Annotated in this window: 19 protein-coding genes; 7 read left to right on the forward strand and 12 right to left on the reverse strand. The window is 64.7% G+C overall.

Translation table 11 applies throughout. From position 1 onward, the window contains the following. A partial coding sequence (locus tag MSIMFI_RS04740; RefSeq protein ID WP_191496330.1) for a DUF222 domain-containing protein occupies window positions 1-454 on the reverse strand: 454 nt, incomplete at its 3' end. Between the two features lie 36 nt (window positions 455-490). After that, complete coding sequence (locus tag MSIMFI_RS04745; RefSeq protein WP_224770076.1) at window positions 491-1,855, reverse strand: OFA family MFS transporter; 1,365 nt, start codon at window positions 1,853-1,855, stop codon at window positions 491-493. 385 nt (window positions 1,856-2,240) lie between these two features. Here MSIMFI_RS04745 and MSIMFI_RS04750 point away from each other — a divergent pair, with 385 nt between their 5' ends. Then, a complete protein-coding gene (locus MSIMFI_RS04750) occupies window positions 2,241-2,819 on the forward strand; it encodes a DUF427 domain-containing protein (protein ID WP_191496332.1) in 579 nt (192 codons plus the stop codon). On the opposite strand, the gene MSIMFI_RS04755 is transcribed toward MSIMFI_RS04750, so the two are convergent. The 3 genes from MSIMFI_RS04755 to MSIMFI_RS04765 are packed head-to-tail and all read right to left on the reverse strand — an operon-like array spanning window position 2,795 to window position 5,775. Then, entirely contained in the window at window positions 2,795-3,958 is a 1,164-nt protein-coding gene (locus MSIMFI_RS04755) for an acyl-CoA dehydrogenase family protein (RefSeq protein ID WP_191496333.1), read from the reverse strand. The two genes, MSIMFI_RS04750 and MSIMFI_RS04755, sit on opposite strands and share 25 nt — an antisense overlap. After that, on the reverse strand, window positions 3,959-4,879 hold the full coding sequence (locus MSIMFI_RS04760; protein WP_191496334.1) for an LLM class F420-dependent oxidoreductase: 921 nt from the start codon (window positions 4,877-4,879) through the stop codon (window positions 3,959-3,961). A 5-nt stretch (window positions 4,880-4,884) separates the two neighbouring features. Continuing rightward, window positions 4,885-5,775: an acyl-CoA thioesterase gene (locus MSIMFI_RS04765; protein ID WP_191496335.1), complete on the reverse strand. Its 891-nt coding sequence runs from the start codon at window positions 5,773-5,775 to the stop codon at window positions 4,885-4,887. Window positions 5,776-5,906: 131 nt separating this feature from the next. On the opposite strand from MSIMFI_RS04765, the gene MSIMFI_RS04770 reads away from it, so the two are divergent. From MSIMFI_RS04770 to MSIMFI_RS04780, 3 genes are read left to right on the forward strand one after another with little or no spacing between them, the layout of a single operon-like run. Then, a complete protein-coding gene (locus tag MSIMFI_RS04770) occupies window positions 5,907-6,725 on the forward strand; it encodes an SMP-30/gluconolactonase/LRE family protein (RefSeq protein ID WP_191496336.1) in 819 nt (272 codons plus the stop codon). Then, window positions 6,726-7,559, forward strand: coding sequence for a thioesterase family protein (locus tag MSIMFI_RS04775; RefSeq protein ID WP_191496337.1), 834 nt, complete (start codon window positions 6,726-6,728; stop codon window positions 7,557-7,559). Further along, the gene (locus MSIMFI_RS04780) at window positions 7,556-8,104 is read left to right on the forward strand and encodes a TetR/AcrR family transcriptional regulator (RefSeq protein ID WP_186241161.1); all 549 of its coding nucleotides are present in this window, start codon (window positions 7,556-7,558) and stop codon (window positions 8,102-8,104) included. Before MSIMFI_RS04775 ends, MSIMFI_RS04780 begins: the two co-directional genes overlap by 4 nt. Here MSIMFI_RS04780 and MSIMFI_RS04785 read toward each other — a convergent pair. The 3 genes from MSIMFI_RS04785 to MSIMFI_RS04795 are packed head-to-tail and all read right to left on the reverse strand — an operon-like array spanning window position 8,088 to window position 11,304. Beyond that, a complete protein-coding gene (locus MSIMFI_RS04785; protein ID WP_191496338.1) occupies window positions 8,088-9,437 on the reverse strand; it encodes an FAD-binding oxidoreductase in 1,350 nt (449 codons plus the stop codon). The two genes, MSIMFI_RS04780 and MSIMFI_RS04785, sit on opposite strands and share 17 nt — an antisense overlap. 12 nt (window positions 9,438-9,449) lie before the next feature. Next, entirely contained in the window at window positions 9,450-10,199 is a 750-nt protein-coding gene (locus tag MSIMFI_RS04790) for a glucose 1-dehydrogenase (protein ID WP_191496339.1), read from the reverse strand. A 16-nt stretch (window positions 10,200-10,215) separates the two neighbouring features. Beyond that, window positions 10,216-11,304, reverse strand: a complete 1,089-nt coding sequence (locus tag MSIMFI_RS04795) for an NAD(P)H-dependent amine dehydrogenase family protein (protein WP_191496340.1) — start codon at window positions 11,302-11,304, stop codon at window positions 10,216-10,218. 186 nt (window positions 11,305-11,490) lie between these two features. Between MSIMFI_RS04795 and MSIMFI_RS04800 the strand changes: the two genes are divergently transcribed. Both MSIMFI_RS04800 and MSIMFI_RS04805 read left to right on the forward strand, forming a co-directional pair. Beyond that, window positions 11,491-13,008: a PE family protein gene (locus tag MSIMFI_RS04800; RefSeq protein WP_191496341.1), complete on the forward strand. Its 1,518-nt coding sequence runs from the start codon at window positions 11,491-11,493 to the stop codon at window positions 13,006-13,008. Window positions 13,009-13,102: 94 nt separating this feature from the next. Further along, window positions 13,103-14,518, forward strand: coding sequence for a PE family protein (locus MSIMFI_RS04805; protein ID WP_191496342.1), 1,416 nt, complete (start codon window positions 13,103-13,105; stop codon window positions 14,516-14,518). Window positions 14,519-14,526: 8 nt separating this feature from the next. On the opposite strand, the gene MSIMFI_RS04810 is transcribed toward MSIMFI_RS04805, so the two are convergent. Further along, the gene (locus MSIMFI_RS04810; protein ID WP_186241155.1) at window positions 14,527-15,150 is read right to left on the reverse strand and encodes a TetR/AcrR family transcriptional regulator; all 624 of its coding nucleotides are present in this window, start codon (window positions 15,148-15,150) and stop codon (window positions 14,527-14,529) included. A 152-nt stretch (window positions 15,151-15,302) separates the two neighbouring features. On the opposite strand from MSIMFI_RS04810, the gene MSIMFI_RS04815 reads away from it, so the two are divergent. Continuing rightward, window positions 15,303-15,428 (forward strand): hypothetical protein, encoded by a 126-nt coding sequence (locus MSIMFI_RS04815; RefSeq protein WP_023369539.1) that lies wholly within the window; start codon window positions 15,303-15,305, stop codon window positions 15,426-15,428. A gap of 20 nt (window positions 15,429-15,448) precedes the next feature. On the opposite strand, the gene MSIMFI_RS04820 is transcribed toward MSIMFI_RS04815, so the two are convergent. From MSIMFI_RS04820 to MSIMFI_RS04830, 3 genes are read right to left on the reverse strand one after another with little or no spacing between them, the layout of a single operon-like run. Beyond that, entirely contained in the window at window positions 15,449-16,873 is a 1,425-nt protein-coding gene (locus tag MSIMFI_RS04820; RefSeq protein WP_191496343.1) for an NAD(P)(+) transhydrogenase (Re/Si-specific) subunit beta, read from the reverse strand. Beyond that, a complete protein-coding gene (locus MSIMFI_RS04825; protein WP_186241153.1) occupies window positions 16,870-17,205 on the reverse strand; it encodes an NAD(P) transhydrogenase subunit alpha in 336 nt (111 codons plus the stop codon). Before MSIMFI_RS04825 ends, MSIMFI_RS04820 begins: the two co-directional genes overlap by 4 nt. A gap of 2 nt (window positions 17,206-17,207) precedes the next feature. Next, a complete protein-coding gene (locus MSIMFI_RS04830) occupies window positions 17,208-18,299 on the reverse strand; it encodes a Re/Si-specific NAD(P)(+) transhydrogenase subunit alpha (RefSeq protein WP_191496344.1) in 1,092 nt (363 codons plus the stop codon). Window positions 18,300-18,414 lie beyond the last annotated feature (115 nt).

The following is an 18,414-nucleotide window of genomic DNA, read 5'->3' on the forward strand; positions in this document are numbered from 1 at the left end:
ACCGGGCATCCACACCGGCCAGCACATCGGGGTCAATAATCAGATCCGTGCGATACACGATCGTGCGAAACATCCGATAGTCGATATCCCCGGCCTTGAACACCTCACCGGTCTGCGGCAGCCGCTCACGCATCGCCCGCGCGTAGCGCAACTGGCTGCCGGCAAGGCCCTGACTGATCCGCAACGCCGCACCCACCTCAGCGCTGACTGCCGCCTCGGTGTCCACCGCCCACTGCTCGGTGTCCGAACACCGCGACAGCCGGTAGGCGAACAACTCCCCGATCGCCACCAACTGCTCGGCCGCCGCCCGGTTCTCCGCCCGCGCCGACGCACAGACCCGATCCACCATCGCCGCCGACTCCGCCGTCGTCGACGGATAACAGCGCTCGAACATCTCATCAAAGCGGGCGATCACCTCCGGCGAAGACACGCAACCCGACGGCCGTTCGAACATACTTTCGATAATAGCAGCGCCGGCCGACGGACTGGCTCACGCCCAGATCGGTGCCACCAAGTTGGGAAACACGCTGACGCGCTTCTTCACCCGGGCCGGCGGCACCGGCGCCTTCGTCGTCTTTGGCTGCGGCAGGTTAGGTCGGCGCAGGAAGATCGCCAATACAGCACAGCCGACACCGACCGAACCGGCAATGAGGAACGCGGCGCGATAACCCCACGCGTCGACCACGAGCGACCCCATGCCGGCCCCCACCAGTCCGGAGATCATCTTCGAGCTATAGACGAGCCCGTAGTTGGCGGCATTATTGTTCTCGCCGAAGTAGTCGGCGGTCATCGCCGCGAACAGGGGATAAATCGCCCCGCCGCCGAAGCCGGAGACCATCGACGCCAGAAGGAACAGCGGCATATTGCCGACCGAGCCCGAGAAGTACACCGCATACTGCGCGACCCCGAGCACCACGCACACGAGGATGAGCGTGTCCCGGCGCCCGTAGCGGTCCGAGATCCAGCCGATCACGCCGCGTCCGGTGCCGTTGATGAACGCCTTGAGGCTCATCGCAAGCGCCACGATTCCGCCGGCGAAGCCCATCTGCTTGCCGAAAGGCACCTGCATGGCGATCCCGAAGATGTTGATGCCCGACGTGCACAGCAGCACGAACCACATCAGCGGCAGGATGCCGGTCTTGATCGCGCCCATCGGGGCGTATTGCTTGGCCGCCGGTGGGTTCTTGCGCAGCGAGCGGCAGATCCGCGGGTCATCGTGGACCCGCAGCGGGTCGACGTGCGGCGGCCACCAGTTCTTCGGCGGGTCTTTGAAGAAGATGCCGCTGACCGCTACCACGCCGGCCAGGAAAACTCCGACCGCCAACAGAATGCCCTGATAGTTGTCCGGGGCCAAGTAGTTGGCGAACAAGAAGATGAAAGGCATTGACCCGTAAGCGAAGCCGCCGTCGACGAAGCCGATCTTGCCGCCTTTCCGTTCGGGATACCACTTGCCGACCATGCTGACGCTGGTGGCGTAGACGAAACCGGCTCCGGCTCCGCCGAACATCCCAAAGCCCACATACGCGAGGGCGATATGCGGCGCGTACGCCAGCGAGACGTAACCCAGCAGCGCCCCGACCGCGCCGAGCATCATGGCCGTACGCGCCGACAACCGTCCGCTTTCCCGCAGCCGACCCACCGGGAACGCGGCTGCGGCCTGGAAGAGCACCCAGATGCCCAGCAGCCAAAAGATGTGAGCGCCGCGCCAGCCGTGTGCTTCGGAGAGCGTGTCGCGGGCCGAGGTGAAGGCATATTCGGACGAGCTGATGGCCATCATCGCGATCCACGGAAGCCATACCATCCACACCCGCGAACGGCCCAAGATGTCGCGATCGGTCTCCCCAATCCGATACACGCGGCCGTTTGTATCGACTACCTCTCGGTACATCGCTGGCATTGGCGCATTCATGCGTGCCGGAATCCCTTCAGGTTTGCAAGGGGACGGTTCCGCTCACGCCAATGTGATGAAGGGTCTACTGCGGAAATAGTAGAAGCAAGAAACGATAGCACCTGGGTCCCAGGTCCGACAACATTTACACTGTCCACGAAGTTTGTAATGCGAAGGAGACGGGTGTCGGAGCAGCACATCATGGACGGGGCCCGGCGGACCACGCACCTCGGCCGCAAATGTCGATGCGACATCGTTGTCGCGGATCATGCGACGCCCGGTGTCGTCGGTGTCGGCGCCGCGTACACGCTTGTCACGGGGATGAGCCCCTTAACGAAAGGCGTTGTGAAGCATGAGTTTAGTGGCCGGACGTGGTCCGCTCAGTAGCGATCCCAGTGGCTGGTTCGCGCCGTCGATCCCCGCCGACCTCGACATTGGGATCTACATCGAACCGCACCCGCGTCGAATCCAAGCGTTGCGAGACGGCCAAGTGGTCATCGACAGCGAACAGGCGCTGCTGGTGCACCGACGAAATCACCAGCTCAGCTACGCATTCCCGGCCGATGCGGTCAACCCGCCGAATCCGTATCACCGCGTCGACTGTCGCCCGACCAAACGACGACTGCACGTCACCATCGGCGACACCGACCTGGTGAACACCGCCGACACCGTGATCGTTTTCGAAACCGCCCTGACACCAAGGCTTTACGTCGAACCCGCGCAGGTCCGCACGGATCTACTGCAGAAATCTGAAACCGAAACCTACTGCAATTACAAGGGCGTCGCCACGTATTGGTCGGCGGTACTGGGCGACACGGTCACCCGGGACGTCGCGTGGAGCTACGACGACCCGCCGCCGGAAAGCCTGCCCGTTAAAGGGTTTTTCAGCTTTGACGACGCCCGCATTCAGGTTGTCGCCGAGCTACCGTAGTTGGGACGTCCGAGCCCGAGCTCGTGTTGGGCGATCATATTGCGGAAGACCTCCAGGGTGCCGCCGTAGATCCCCATCGGTAACGCCAGCCGGGAAAGGTATTCCGCGGCGCCGTCTCCAACAGCTCCTACGGCATCCGTCGGCAGCACGGACGCCGGCCCCAACACATCCATCAAATCGCCCGAGATATCGCGCATCGTCTGCCCGATCGCGACGCGACCGAACATTCCCGGAGTGGACAGCGCCGCCTCCATCCGCGCGAAACTGCGTCCCAGCCGGTACTTCACGGACTCGTCGGCCACGTCGGCGACGAGCCCCGCGACCCTGTCCACCGCCTCGGCCATCAGCGTGCCGTGACCAGACATCGCCGCAACATCTTCCAGGCCATGGTCTTCCCGATCCACAAGGCCGTGCTCGGCATCCAGCGCGGCCCGCATCACCGTCCAGCCGCCGTTCACCGCACCGACCCGGTAATAGTCGTCGACCCGCACATCGCTGTAGTAGACGATGTTGGTGCGGTCGCCGTCCAAGGTGCGGATGGGTTGTATCTCGATACCCGGCGAATCGAGCGGCACCAGAAACATCGTCAGGTTCTTATGCTTTGGCCCCTGCGGGTCGGTATTGGTGAGCAGAAAGACGTATTTGGCGTGCTGCGCATTCGAGGTAAACATCTTGGAGCCGTTGATGATCCACGCGCCGCCATCACGTGCCGCCCGGGTCTTGCAGGTGGCGACATCCGAGCCGCCATCCGGCTCGGTGTAGCCGAGACATAGCCGGATCTCCCCGGACAGCACGCCCGGCAAGACCTTGCTGACAAGATCCGGAGCACCGAACCGTTCCACCAAGCGCGCAACCACCGACGTCGTGCCCCAGTGGTACCACGGTGTATGCGCCCGCCCGATTTCCAGCCCGAAGATCCGCCGGCGAACTGGGCTGAACCCACCTTCGGACTCGGTCTTCCAGTCGCCTGCCAGGTATCCGGCTGCGCCCAACGCCAAATGCAAGTGCTCATCGAAGTTTTCGCCGAACTCCCGGTTCCGCCGCAGCACTTCATCCGTGACGTGCTCGCTGACGAACGCGCGCGTTTGATCACGGAAAGCCTGGTCCTCGGAAGAAAGCGCGACGCGGGAGAAGTCCATTTAGATCACGTCGATAATCAGTGTCCGGAATCGGTCGATAGTTTCCAGCGCATGCGCCAAACTATCGCCGGGCAGGCCGACCTGCAGCCACGTAACACCAAGCCCCGCCAGCTTTTCCACGCCAGCGAGGTACGCCTCGGGGTCGAAAGCGTCGCTGGCCGGGCTGCCACCCTCGAAGTTGGTGAAGGTCACGTCGATGGCCGACCAATCCTTGCCGGCCGCATCGCACCGGCGGCGCAGATCGTCAACACCGTCGGCCAGCAGATCCAGCGAGTCGATGGTCGCGGTTCCGGCGGTGCGGGCCAAACCCGGGGGCGCGGGAAACGGGCACCACCCATCGCCGTACAGCGCGACGCGCTGGCGGGCCGACCCCGTGTTACCGCCGATCCAGATCGGCGGATGCGGGCTGGAGACCGGACGGGGATGCGCGGGGATGCCTCTCGCGGGGAAATGCCGTCCGTCAAAGGACATGTCGTCGGTGGTCCACACCGCGCGGATCACCGCCAAGGCCTCCTCGAACAACTCCGCGCGCTCGTCGTAGTCAACGCCCAGCGCGGAGAATTCCCGTTTGAGGTAACCCACTCCGACCGCGAGCGTGAACCGCCCGCCGGACAGCAGGTCCAGGGTCGCGCCGGACTTAGCCACTACGAACGGATTTCGATAGGGCAGCACCACGATATTGGGAATCAATCGCAGCGTCGACGTTCTGGCCGCCGCGAACCCCAGTGCGACGAAAGGATCGAGGGCGTCGGGCCCCCCGGCCTCCAGCCAGCGCTGCGAGGGGGCGGGGTGGTCGGTGAAACCGAACCCATCGAACCCCGCCGCTTCGGCCGCCGTCGCCACCGCCGCGATGCCGGACCCGCTCACCAACTCCGGGTTATAGGGATGGCTGTGCATCGGGTGGGTGATGGTGAAGCGCATGGGATTTACAACCGCGCCCGCGCATCGATAACGGTGTCGCTGGTGCGCAGCGGCCGGATCAACGCCTCCTGGGCAAAGGACGCCAGCAGCTCACCCGCCTCGGTGTGCACCGTGCCGCGCACGTACGACATGCCAGCGCCGACCTGGGTGCTCTCGTGGGTGTAGAGCAGCCAACCGTCCCAGCGCACCGGTTCGTGAAAGGCGACGGCGATCGTCATGGGAGCCGTGGACACCGTGAGGTGTGCCTGGCTGGTTCCGATACCCCGGTGCGCCCGCATGGTGGTGGAAATACCAAGGTGCCCAGTGAAGTACGCGACGAGCGCCTTGGCCAGCTCATCGCGAGTCGGGATGATGTCGTAGCGCAGCCATGCGTGCAATTCCGGCGGCCCGACCTCATCCGGGCTGTTGACGTCGAGCACGTCGACGACTCGCAGTTCCCGTCCGATCATCGGCATCTCCGACACGTTGGCATCCGCGGGCGCCGCGACGTCGGGCCGCGGCAGGTGGTGACGGATCACGTCGCCCGTCGGGACGTCGGCCAACACCGTCACGCTCAGGCAGCGCCGGCCGTTCTGGCGCACGCCGACGACCGCGGTGGCCGTCGACCGGCCCTCGTGCACCACGTCGATGCCGAGTTCGATGGGCGGGCCCACCGCAACGGCGCGGGAGAACACCGCGTGTGCCGAGCGCACCGATTTGCCCTGGAACCGATGCGCCACCGCGACAATCACCTGCGCCAAAACCTGGGTGCCTTCCACCACCTGCCGCTCATCCTGCCCGGCAATTCCCGTGTCGGCGGTGAACCGGTCCGCCCCGTCGGCCCGCACCTCGAAAAGTTCAAGCAGGCTTTCGACCGACCACTGGGCCTGTTCAGAATCTGTGGTCAAAGCGCTCACCTCTCGTTACAGCAGCTCACGGCCCAGCGTGACACTTTGCGCATGATTTGTAAAGCAAGCCCGAAACCGGGCCCACGTTGACAGCGACGCCCGAAGTGCGTGACACTTTTGCGGTGATTTGTAAAGGCTTGATGACCCCGACCCCGTTGGCCGACGACTTCTGCTTTGGCGAAGGCCCGCGCTGGTTCGAGGGACTGCTGTGGTTCTCCGACATGCTCGGCGAAGCGGTGCACACCGCGGACATGCGTGGCTCGCTGACCACATTGCCGCTGCCGGGCCACTCCCCGTCCGGCCTGGGCTTCCGGCCCGACGGATCCCTGCTGATCGCCTCGGCCGACGACCGGCTGGTACTGCGCTACGACGGCGACACCGTGCAGGCCATCGCCGACCTCTCCGGTCTCGCGCCGGCCAACCTCGGCGACATGGTGATAGACGACAAGGGGCGGGCCTACATCGGCTCCCAGGCGTTCACCGGCGGCGTCATCATCGGGCTCGACCCGGACGACTCCGCGACCGTTGTCGCCGAGAACCTCGACTTTCCCCACGGAATGGTCATCACACCGGACCACCAGACCCTGATCGTCGCCGAATCCATGGCGCGCCGACTCACCGCATTCACCATCGGCGCGCAAGGAACGCTCACCGACCGCCGAATCTTCGCCGATGGCCTGGACGGACCCCCCGACGGCATCGCGCTCGACACCGAAGGCGGCGTGTGGACCTCCATGACGCTGGCTCATCAGTTCGAGCGGATCACCGAAGGCGGACAGGTGACAGACCGCATCGACATGGGCGACCGGGTTGCCGTCGCCTGCACGCTCGGCGGTCCCCAGCGGCGCACGCTGTTCATGTTGACCAGCACCGACGCCTACCCCAAGCGCCTGGCCGGCACCCGGCTCTCCCGACTGGATGCCGTACTGGTCGCCGCTCCCGGCGCAGGGCTGCCGTAAATGACCGACGCTTACTACGAGCTGATCGAAAACACCGGGGCCGCCGACGCACTGGGCGAAAAATTCCGGGCGACGGACCTGGCGCGGGGCACTTGGTCGGCGGCGATACAGCACGGCGGACCGGTGTCGGCGCTGCTGGTGCGTGCGCTGGAGAGGTGCGGGCAGCGCGACGACACCCGCCTGTCCCGGGTGGTTATCGACCTGTTGGGTCCGGTGCCGGCCGAGGGGGACCTGTGGGTGCGCCCGCAACTCGACCGCGGCGGTAAGCAGATCGAGCTGGTGACCGCCCAGATGCTGGCGCTGGGTCCCGACGGCGAGCCCCGGCCCGTCGCCCGCGCCAGCGGTTGGCGATTGCAGCAACTCGACACCCAGGCCATTGCCCATGCGGCCACCGAACCACCGCGCCCGCTCGCCGAGGCGCGCGACCGCAACCTCACGGCACTCAAGTGGGACCGCAACTACGTACACAGCCTCGAGTGGCTCTGGCTGACCGAACCGCTGACGCCGGGCCCGGGTGAATCCTGGATCAAGCCGACCGTCGATCTGGTCAACGGCGAGACCATGACGCAGCTGGAACGGCTATTCGCGGTGGCCGATTGCGCCAACGGCATCGGCAGCAAGCTGGACATCACCAAGTGGACATTTCTCAACACCGACATCGCCGTACACGTGTTCCGAATCCCGGAAGGTGATTGGATCGGTATTCGAGCCGAGACCAACTACGGTCCGGACGGGATCGGAACAACGGTCGGCACACTTTTCGACGAACAGAGTGCGATCGGCGCCATCCAGCAGTCCGTGCTGGTGCGCCGACGCCCGGGGAGACAGACATGAGCCAGCCGGCACACACGACAACCATGACCGAGACCGACACCTCGACTCGCCAGCGCATTCTCTCGGCGACCGCCGAAGTGCTCGCGCGCAACGGCAAGACCAAGCTCAGCCTCTCTGAGGTCGCCGCCCAGGCCGGAGTGTCCCGCCCCACCCTCTACCGCTGGTTCGCGTCCAAAGAGGAGTTGCTCTCAGCTTTCTCGCGCTACGAACGACAGGTATTCGAAATCGGGTTGGCCAAGGCAACTTCCGGGCTCAAGGGCGTCGACAGGCTCGACGCGGCACTGCGGTTCATCGTCGAGTACCAGTACTCGTACTCGGGTGTGCGCATGGTCGACATCGAGCCGGAGCTCGTCATCGCGCAGATGTCCGGAGTCATACCGGAGATGCGCGAGGGTTTGCAGCGGCTCCTTCCCGGACCCAACGCCGCGGTCAAGGCGGCGACGGTGATTCGAATTGCGATCTCGCACTACGTGGTTCGAAGCGACGACGCAGACCAATTCCTGGCACAGTTGCGCCACGCCGTCGGGATCAAGGGCTCCGACTGAACAAGACTGCCGCGTTTAAGTACCCCGTCGGGTCCAGCGCCGCCTTGACCGCCCGCATCGTCGCAATGTCGGTCGCCTCTCGGGACATCGAAAGGTACGGCCGCTTGCGGGTGCCGACTCCGTGCTCAGAGCTGACGTTGCCGCCGCTATCTGAGATCAACCCCATCATCTCCGGATACAAGTCCTGCTCTCGCTCCAGCGGAAAGCGCAGCACGTTGAGATGCAGGCTGCCCTCACCGACGTGGCCGAACAACACCGGCAGCGCGTCGTGTACATGCGCATGGACCAATGCGACTGCGTCCCTTGCGAATCCATCGATCGCGGCCAAGGGCAGCGACACGTCGAACTTCAGCGGCGGCCCGTACACGCCGAGCACCTCGGCCAGCGATTCGCGTAGCCGCCACAACCGTTGCTGTGCAGCCACATCCACGCCGACGGCAGGTCCCCCACATAGCTGCACGCCGTCAAGCAACTCCGCAAGCCGGTCGGTCTGATCGTGGTCCGCGGCCAGTTCCACCAGAAGCAACCAGTCGCCCTCGACCGGGGCACCCACCCCGAGATGCTCACCGGTAAGCGCGGCGGCCCGGCCATCGATCAATTCCAGCGCAGCGATGCCGTCGATGTCACGAAACACCCGGCCGGCATCGACGAGCGCCTCGAGGTCGGCGAACCCACAAACTGCCGTCACCCGGTGCGACGGGGTGGGGTGCAGCCGCAGATCCAGCGCGGTGATGACTCCGAGGGTGCCCTCGGCCCCGACGAACAACGCCGGCAGGTCATAACCGGTGTTGTCGCGACGCACCCAGCTGTGCCGGCGCAGCACGGAGCCGTCGGGCAACGCCACATCCAGGCCGACGACCTGTTCGGCCATGTTGCCGTAGCGGACCGTGCGCAGACCTCCGGCGTTCGTCGAGGCCATCCCGCCGACCGTCGCGGTGTCGCGGGCCGATAGGTCCACGCCGAACACCAGACCAACCGCGGTCGCCGCATGCTGGACCGCGGCCAGGGTGGCTCCGGCGCCCACCTCGATGCGCCGCTCGACGATATCGACATCGCCTACCGCGCAAAGCCTTTCGGTGGACAACAACACGTCGTCGTGCTCGGGAACGGTGCCGGCCACCAGCGAAGTGCGGCCACCTTGCACGGTGACGTGCGCCCCGGCGTCTCGGCAAACCCGCAGCACCTCGGCGACCTGATCCGCCGATCCCGGCCGCACCAGCGCGCTGGCCCGACCCCGATAGCGGCCGGTGTGGTCGACAGTGCGGCCGGCCAGCACGTCGGGGTCCGTAACGACGTGGCTGGACCCCACCACACTTGCCAAGCTGCGCAGCATGCTCCCGCGCCTCTAGAGATGTTTGTGCGGTACGTCAGTCACCAGCCCGCCGTCCATGACGAATTCGCTGCCGGTCGCATAGGACGCGTCGTCGCTGGCAAGGAATACGACGAAGGTGGACACCTCCCTCGCCTCGGCCGGCCGGCCTAGCGGGATGGTGACCATGTCGTCGGGAATGTTGGCCGTCATCGGGGTGCGGATAAAACCGGGATGGATCGAGTTCACCCTGATGTTCAGCGGTGCCAGTTCCAGGGCCGCCGACTTGGTAAGACCGCGTACCGCCCACTTCGATGCGACATAGGGATGCACCGCCGGCGCACCGCGCAGTCCCTCGATCGACGACACGTTGATGATCGAGCCACTACCGGCCTCGGTCATCGGGTCGACGGCGGCCCGCATGCCCAGGAAGGTGCCGGTCAGGTTGACGTCAATCACCTTCTGCCACTTGGCCAGGTCGAAGTTCTTCAGTTGTCCCAGCGCGACGATGCCAGCGTTGTTCACCAGCACGTTGAGCTTGCCGAACTCTCCCAATGCCGTCGCGACCGCGGCGTCCCACTGGTCGGGCTGGGTCACGTCGAGGTGGACGTAGCGCGCGGATTCACCACTCGCATTTAGTTCACGGGCCAGGGCTTCTCCCTCGTCGTCGAGGATGTCGCCGATCACCACCTGGGCGCCCTCCTCCACCAGCAGCCGCGCGTGGGACGCGCCCATCCCCCGCGCGCCGCCACTGATCAATGCAACTTTGCCGTCTACCCGTCCCACGTGGGCTCCTTTCGATTTAGGTCGATACCAGCCCCGGCGAGTAGAGCCCTTTTCCGGTGACCAGCGGCAGGTCGAGTGTGGTCCTAATACCCGGTGGCGCCGCAATTACCGCCGGGATGGCGTTGACGATGCGCCCCGCGGCGCCCACGATCGCCGCGTGGTTATGGTCGCCCCTCCGGCTGCTCGGAACGATGTCCACGGCGTAGCACGGCTCCCCGGTGATCTCGATGCGATACGAGCCACCGCCCGCTGCGGGTTGCGGCCAGTCGGGTCGCAGGTCGGGCCGCAGGCGGGTGATGTGCTCGATGACGATGGCCGGGCGGCCGTTGACGATGCCGCGGATTTCGAACTGCAACGCGGCCACCGTACCCTTGGCAACGCGTCCCACAGCGATCTCGAAATCTTCCGGCGCCGGCTCGCGCTGGTATGAGTCGGTGATTTCGTCGACCTCGATGTCCAGGCCGGCCGCGAGCTGTCGGATCGCTGTCCCCCACGCGATGCTGAGCACCCCGGGCTGTAGCAGCATCGGCACTTCGTCCAAGGGTTTGGCGAACCCCATGACATCGAACATGACCTCCGAGCCGTCGTACGTCGCGTACTCGGCGATCTCCATACAGCGCACCTGCTCGATGCGCTGGCAGGTCCCGGCGAGCGCAAACGGGATCAGGTCGTTGGCGAACCCCGGGTCAACACCACTGATGAAGATGCTCGAATTCCCTTGCCGGGCAGCGACTTCCACCCTATCGATGTACTTGTCGGGCATCACGCCCCAGGGATATTGCAGCAGCCCCGGCGACGATCCGACGACGTTGATGCCCGCGGCCAGGATGCGCCGGACGTCGTTCATGGCATCGGGCAGGCGGGTATCGCCCATGGCGCAGTAGACGATGCATTCGGGCGCGGCGGCAAGGACGGCGTCGAGGTCGTTCACCGCCGCGACCCCCGTTCGCACATCGAGCCCGCACAGCTCTGCGGCATCGCGCCCGACCTTCTCCGGTGCGGACACGCACACGCCCGTCAACTCAAACTGGGGGTTGGTGACGAGTTCGGTCAGCGCCAGCCTCCCGACATTCCCGGTGCCGACGTGAGCGACGCGAATCGCCATGAGTGTCCTCCGTCCGAAGGTGCAACGCTGCAACCCTTTTAGACAGTAGTCTCGGCGAACTGCATCTCATCAAACGCCGGACGTACCGGCGGGACCGCTCTACTCTCTATAACTACCTAATACCCGCGGTAGCGGGTCAGTCCCCCGTTAGGCCGGGACGGGCCCGGTTGTGGGAAGGACGGGGAGATGTCGTACGTGTTCACTGCGCCTGAGATGTTGGTGTCCGCAGCGGCGAATGTGGACGGCATCGCATCAACGATCCACGCGGCGAATGCGGCTGCGGCGGCTCCGATATCCGGTGTAATCGCCGCGGCGGAGGATGAGGTGTCGGCGGCCACCGCCGCGCTGTTCAACGCATACGCCCAGGACTATCGAGCAGTTATCAAGCAGGCGGCGGCTTTTCAAGACGAGTTCACCCGGACCCTAGCTGCCGCAGCAAACGCCTACCAGCAAGCCGAGGCCACTAACGCAGCGCTGGTGAACGGCGCGGTGACGAACGCGGTCAATACGATTAACGCACCGATCCGGTCCCTGATGGGGCAGGCGCCGCTGGGCGCCGGCGCGTCGAGCGGCGTCGGCACAGTTGCGGCCGCAGAGTCGGCTCTGCTGGCCGACCCGATAGTCGCATTGATCATGGGCGGCACCAACAACCCGCTGCCTTCCGCCGAGTACGTGACGGACATCAACAAGAGGTTCATTCAGCCGCTCTTCACGGGGGCCACCCCTCAGGGGCTGTTCACACCCGAACAGTTCTGGCCGGTGACCCCTGATCTCGGCAACATGACGTTCAACCAGTCGGTCGCCAAGGGCGTTTCGCTGCTAAGCACCGCGGTCACCAACGAACTGAACCTTGGGAACAGTGTCGTCGCCTTCGGCTACTCGCAGAGCGCAACGATCGTCAACAACTACATCAACAATCTCATGGCGTTGGGCGCACCTAACGCAGACAAGCTTGCCTTCACGATGATTGGCTCTCCCAACAACCCGGTCGGCGGGCTTCTCGCACGCTTCCCCGGGTTTTACATCCCATTCCTGGATGTGTCGTTCAACGGTGCGACTCCGGCGAATACCCCTTACGAGACCTACATTTACACAGCGCAGTACGACGGCGTCGCGCACGCTCCGCAGTACCCGTTGCACATACTGTCGGACATCAACGCCTTCATGGGCTACTTCTACGTGCACGGCGATTACCCGCTTCTCACGCCGGAGGATATGTCCAACGCGGTACTGCTGCCGACCTCTCCTGGCTACGCCGGGAACACCAAGTACTACATGCTCCTGACCCAAGATCTGCCACTGGTCCAGCCGATCCGCGACATTCCCTATGCGGGTCCCGTGCTGGCCGATTTGATCCAGCCGCAACTACGAGTGCTCGTCGACCTGGGCTATGCCGACTACGGGCCCGGCGGCAACTATGCGGACATTCCTACGCCGGCGGGGCTGTTCTCGATTCCCAACCCGTTCGCGGTCACGTATTACCTGGCCTTGGGAAGTTTGCAGGCACCCTACGGCGCCGCGGTGGAAATTGGGGTCCAGGCTGGGCTCTGGGGACCCGAGTGGTTCCCCGACACCTACCCGTGGGTTCCGTCGATCAACCCCGGACTGAATTTCTACTTCGGCCAGCCGCAGGTGACGGCGCTGTCGCTGCTGAGCGGTGGGCTCGGGAACGTCCTGCATCTCATTCCGCCGATCTTGAACTGACGCGGCCGCGATCGCGGGGATTAGTCGGAAATGCCCGACTTCCCGGCGGGCGCGCTCTAGTCTCTAAGGGCCCCGGCGTCGAACAGGAGACCAGATGTCGTACGTGATCGCGGCCCCGGAGATGTTGGCGGCGGCGGCCGCGGACGTGGACGGGATCCAGTCTGCGATCCGCGCGGCCAGCGCGTCCGCTGCGGCCCCAACTGCCGGAGTGCTGGCGGCAGCCGCCGATGAAGTGTCGGCCGCGACTGCGGCGCTATTCAGCGAATACGCGCGCGAATATCAACAGGTCCTAAGGCTGGCTGCGGCGTTCCACAGCGAATTCACCCAGGTGCTGGCCGCCGCCGGGGCCGCGTACGCACAGGCCGAGGCCACCAATGCCGCAGTCATGTTGGGCAACGCCGGGTCCAGCGGCGCCATCGGCACGTCGACTTCCGTCGCGATGCTGTCAGGGAACCCGATAACGGCGTTAATGATGGGCGGCACGGGGCAACCGATACTGCCTCCCCGCGCCTTGGCGATCATTGACAGCGCGTACATCTCGCCAATCTTCGGGCCCAACACCCCGGTCGCCCAGTACACGCCCGAGCAATGGTGGCCGTTTATCGGAAACCTGTCACTCGATCAGTCTGTCGCCCAGGGCGTCACTCTCCTGAACAACGGAATCAACGCGGAACTACAAAAAGGGAATGACGTCGTCGTTTTCGGTTACTCGCAAAGTTCCGCGGTAGCCACCAATGAAATACGCGCCCTTATGGCGCTACCTTCCGGCCAAGCCCCAGATCCAAGCCGGCTAGCTTTCACGTTGATTGGTGATATCAACAACCCCAACGGCGGCATCCTGCAGCGTTACGCCGGCCTTTACATCCCGTTCCTGGATATCTCGTTCACCGGCGCGACTCCACCGGATTCCCCCTACCAGACCTACATTTACACGGGCCAATACGACGGCTATGCCCACAACCCGCAATACCCGCTCAACATCTTGTCGGACCTCAACGCCTTCATGGGCATCAGCCAGGTGCACAACGCGTACCCCTTCACCCCCGAGGAGGTCGCGAATGCCGTGCCGTTGGCAACGTCTCCGGGCTACACCGGCAACACCCATTACTACATGTTCCTGACCCAGGACCTGCCGCTGTTGGCGCCCCTTCGCGCCATCCCCTTCGCAGGGCCACTGGTGGCGGACGTGATTCAGCCCGACCTACGGGTGTTGGTTGACTTGGGCTATGGCTACGGGTACGCGGATGTGCCCACCCCGGCCAGCCTGTTGCCGCCAATCAATCCGATCGCGGTGGCCTCCGCCCTGGCGACTGGGGCCGTGCAAGGCCCCCAAGCCGCCCTGGTAAACATCGGATTGTTACCGCAGTCCTCGCTGCCGAATACCTACCCCTATCTTCCGTCGGCGAATCCAGGCCTGATGTTCAACTTCGGCCAATCGAGTGTGACGGAGCTGTCTGTGCTCAGCGGAGCCATCGGGTCGGTAACGAGATTGATACCGCCAGTCACCTGAGCTTCAAGTTACTGCCCCAGCGGAGACTGATTGCGGATTGACTCGTCGCGAATCAGCCCGCGCAGCAGCGCGGTGCTGAACTCGGCCGCGATCTCCTTGGCGGTGCGCCGGCCGGTCGGTCGTAGCCAGCGGTAGCTGCCGAGCGTCATGTAGATGTAGCCGAGTGCCACCACGTGCGAATCGCACGCGTGGAACTCGCCGCTGGCGATCCCGCGGTCGATGAGGCCGTGCACGTGCTCGTAGACCTGCGATTCCTTGTCGCGGACCCAGGCAACCTGTTCGTCCGTGAACCACTCGGTGATGTAGGGCTGCTCCTGGAAGTACACCGCGCCCAGCTCGGGATTGCTCGCGATCCCTGTGAGCAGCCGGACGGTGTACTGGTAGAGCGCTTCGCGGGCGGTCCAGGATGGTTCGTCGTGAAGGGCGGCCAGCGTGCCGTCGGCGGCCTTACGGTAGATGTCGAAGAGGATCAGCGACTTGCTGGCGTAGTAGTGGTACACCGTCGCCTTGTTCAGCCCGATCACATCAGCGATGTCATCCATCCGGGTGCCGTGATAGCCGCGCGCAGCGAACAGCTTGGTGGCAACAACCAGCAACTCCTCGCGGCGCGAAAGGCCAGTTTCGGATGGCATCTGTACTCACTATCGTCGTTGCCGGGCGTCCGGGTATCAATCAACTGGTTGGACAGTTTAAAGCCGCGGCCGCCTACCGCATCGACGCGGATGGGCCTAGACTCATGTAGCGGATCAAGTCGCGAGTCGTTTGTGAGTAGAAGGGTGGAGCAATGGACCCGAGTCCTGACTACGACGTAAGCGACGAGATCGAGTTCTTCTTCAACTACCTCACCTGGGGGATACGGGGGGTCGAAGACGGCAACGGATACCCGCCACCGGCATACCCGCCCGTATAGCCCGCCGCATCGTCGTCGAGCTACAACGCTTTGAGCTCCTCGGCGACCTCGGTCACCGATTTCTTTGCGTCCCCGAACAACATGGTGGTGCCGTCCGCATAGAACAGCGGATTGTCGATGCCGGCGAATCCGGAATTCATTGACCGCTTGAGGACAATCACCGACCTTGACTTGTCCACGTTCAGGATCGGCATTCCGTAGATCGGGCTGGACTGCTCGTTGCGGGCCGCTGGGTTGGTGACGTCGTTGGCCCCGATGACGATGGTGACGTCGGTGCGTGCGAACTCGTCGTTGATGTCATCCATGTCTTTCATGGCGTCGTAGTCGACCTCGGCCTCGGCCAACAGCACGTTCATGTGCCCAGGCATCCGACCGGCAACCGGGTGAATCGCGTATTTCACCGGCACACCCTTGTCTTCGAGCAGGCTCGCCAGGTCTTTGACGGCATGCTGGGCCTGCGCGACGGCCAAACCATAGCCCGGCACCACGATCACCTGGTTCGCGTAGGCCATCTGAATGGCGGCGTCGGCTGCAGAAGTGGACTTGACGTGTTTGTCGCCGCCGCCGTCGCCGCCGGGCGCAACACCGCCGCCACCGAAGCCGCCCGCGACGATTGCCGGGATGGACCGGTTCATCGCCTTGGCCATCAGGTTGGTCAGGATCGAGCCGGACGCGCCGACGATCATGCCCGCCACGATCATCGCGGTGTTGTTCAGCGCAAGGCCCGCCGCAGCGGCCGAGAGGCCGGTCATCGCGTTCAGCATCGAGATGACCACCGGCATGTCGGCCCCACCGATCGGCAACACCACCATGAGGCCTAGCACGCCGGCGGCAACCAGCAGGCCGATCATCCACCACAGCGACGCCCCGCCGGTGCCGGGATGCGCGTGCAGACCGATGATCACCGCGGCGGCGACGGCCACCACCAGCAAGAGCACGTTGAACGGCTGCTGCGCCTTTCCGATACCGATCGGCCGGCCGGAGATGATCTCCTGCAGCTTGCCGAACGCGATGATCGAACCCCAGAACGAGATCGAACCGATAATCGCGGCGAACAACGAGGCCACCACGATGTGCACGGTCGGCGACTCGCCATGCTGGAACGCCGAAAAGCCGCTGGTCTCAATGAATTCGGACAGCGCAATGAGGGCGACCGTCCCGCCGCCGACGCCGTTGAAGAACGCCACCAGCTGCGGCATGGCGGTCATCTTGGTGTAGCGGGCCGGCGGTACGCCGAGCACCACGCCAACCACCAAGCCGGCGATGATCAGCACCCATTGGTCGGTGTGCCGGATCTTGACCAGCGTCGCCGCCACGGCGATGGCCATGCCGACCGCAGCGATCAGGTTGCCGCGCACCGCGGTCTTGGGCCCGGTAAGGCCCATCAGGCCGTAGATGAAGAGCGAGAACGCGAGGATGTAAAGGCCGATCACCAAGTAGTTCATTTGGCGACCGCCTCCGCTTTCTCGGCCTTGTCGGCCGAGGCCTTCTTCTTGCCCTTGAACATGCCCAACATCCGGTCGGTGACGATGAACCCGCCGATGACGTTCAGCGTGCCGAACACCACCGCGACAAACAGGATGATTTGCACCGCCAGTGACGGGTGCTCAACCTCACCGAACACCACCAAGGCGCCGAGCACGACAATGCCGTGGATGGCGTTGGTACCCGACATCAGCGGGGTGTGCAGCGTGTTGGGCACCTTGGAGATCACCGCGAACCCCACGAATCCGGACAGCACCAGGATCGCCAGGTTGGCCAGTAGTTCGTCGTACATATCTAAGCTTTCTGTTCTCGGGTCACACACGACTCCGCGATGACCTCGTCGTCAAAGTCGGGCGCCAGCTTGCCGTCGGTGATCAGCAGGTCCAACAGCGCGGTGATGTTCTTGCTGTAGAGCTCGCTGGCGTGCTCGGGCATCGTCGCGGGCAGGTTGAGCGGTGACGCGATGGTGACGTCGTGTTTGACGACGGTCTGTCCGGGCTCGGTCAGCTCGCAGTTGCCGCCGGTCTCCCCGGCCAGGTCCACCACCACGCTGCCGGGCTTCATCGCTTCCACCGCGTCGGCCGTCACCAACCGCGGCGCCGGCCGCCCCGGCACTAGCGCGGTGGTGATCACCACATCGAAACCGCTGATCGCCTTTTCGAGAGCCTTCTGCTGCTGGGCGCGTTCGTCTTCGGTCAGCTCCCGCGCATACCCGCCCTCACCGGAGGCCTCGATGCCCACATCCAGCCACTGCGCACCCACCGAACGCACCTGGTCGGCCACCTCGGGACGCACGTCGTAACCGGTGGTGCGCGCGCCCAGGCGCTTGGCCGTGGCCAGCGCCTGCAGGCCAGCCACGCCGACACCGAGCACCAGCACGGTGGCCGGCTTAACCGTGCCCGCCGCGGTGGTCAGCATCGGAAAGAACCGGGTCGATTCCGAAGCCGCGAGCAGCACCGCCTTATAGCCGGACACGTTGGCCTGCGACGAAAGCGCATCCATCACCTGGGCCCGCGAGATACGCGGGATGGCCTCGAGCGCAAACGCCTGCACACCGGCCTGCTTCAGGGCGCCGATCGAGTTCTCGGCATTGCGCGGCGCGAGGAAGCCGATCAACGTCTGTCCGCTGCGCAGCCGGCCGACCTCGTCCTTGGTGGGTGGCGCCACCTTTACGACAATGTCGGCGCCCCACGCATCCCCGATGCTGGCTCCGGCCTCTGTGTAGAGCTCGTCGGGAAGCAAAGCCCCCCCCCCGGCACCGGCCTCGACCACGACCGCCACACCGGTATTAACCAGCGATGCGACCGCCTTCGGTACCAGCGCAACGCGCCGCTCGTCGGGCCCGGACTCAGCCACCACCCCGACCGTCGTTTGCGGATCTGTCATCGCGCGTACATCTACTTTCTTGATTCATGAGTTACCGGCCGGCCAATCGCCGGCGTGCCCAGACACCCTATCCAACCCGCGCGAGCAGACACAGAATCGCACCTTTGGTCTCCGA

This window comes from Mycobacterium simulans, from assembly GCF_900232995.1.
Taxonomy (GTDB): domain Bacteria; phylum Actinomycetota; class Actinomycetes; order Mycobacteriales; family Mycobacteriaceae; genus Mycobacterium; species Mycobacterium simulans.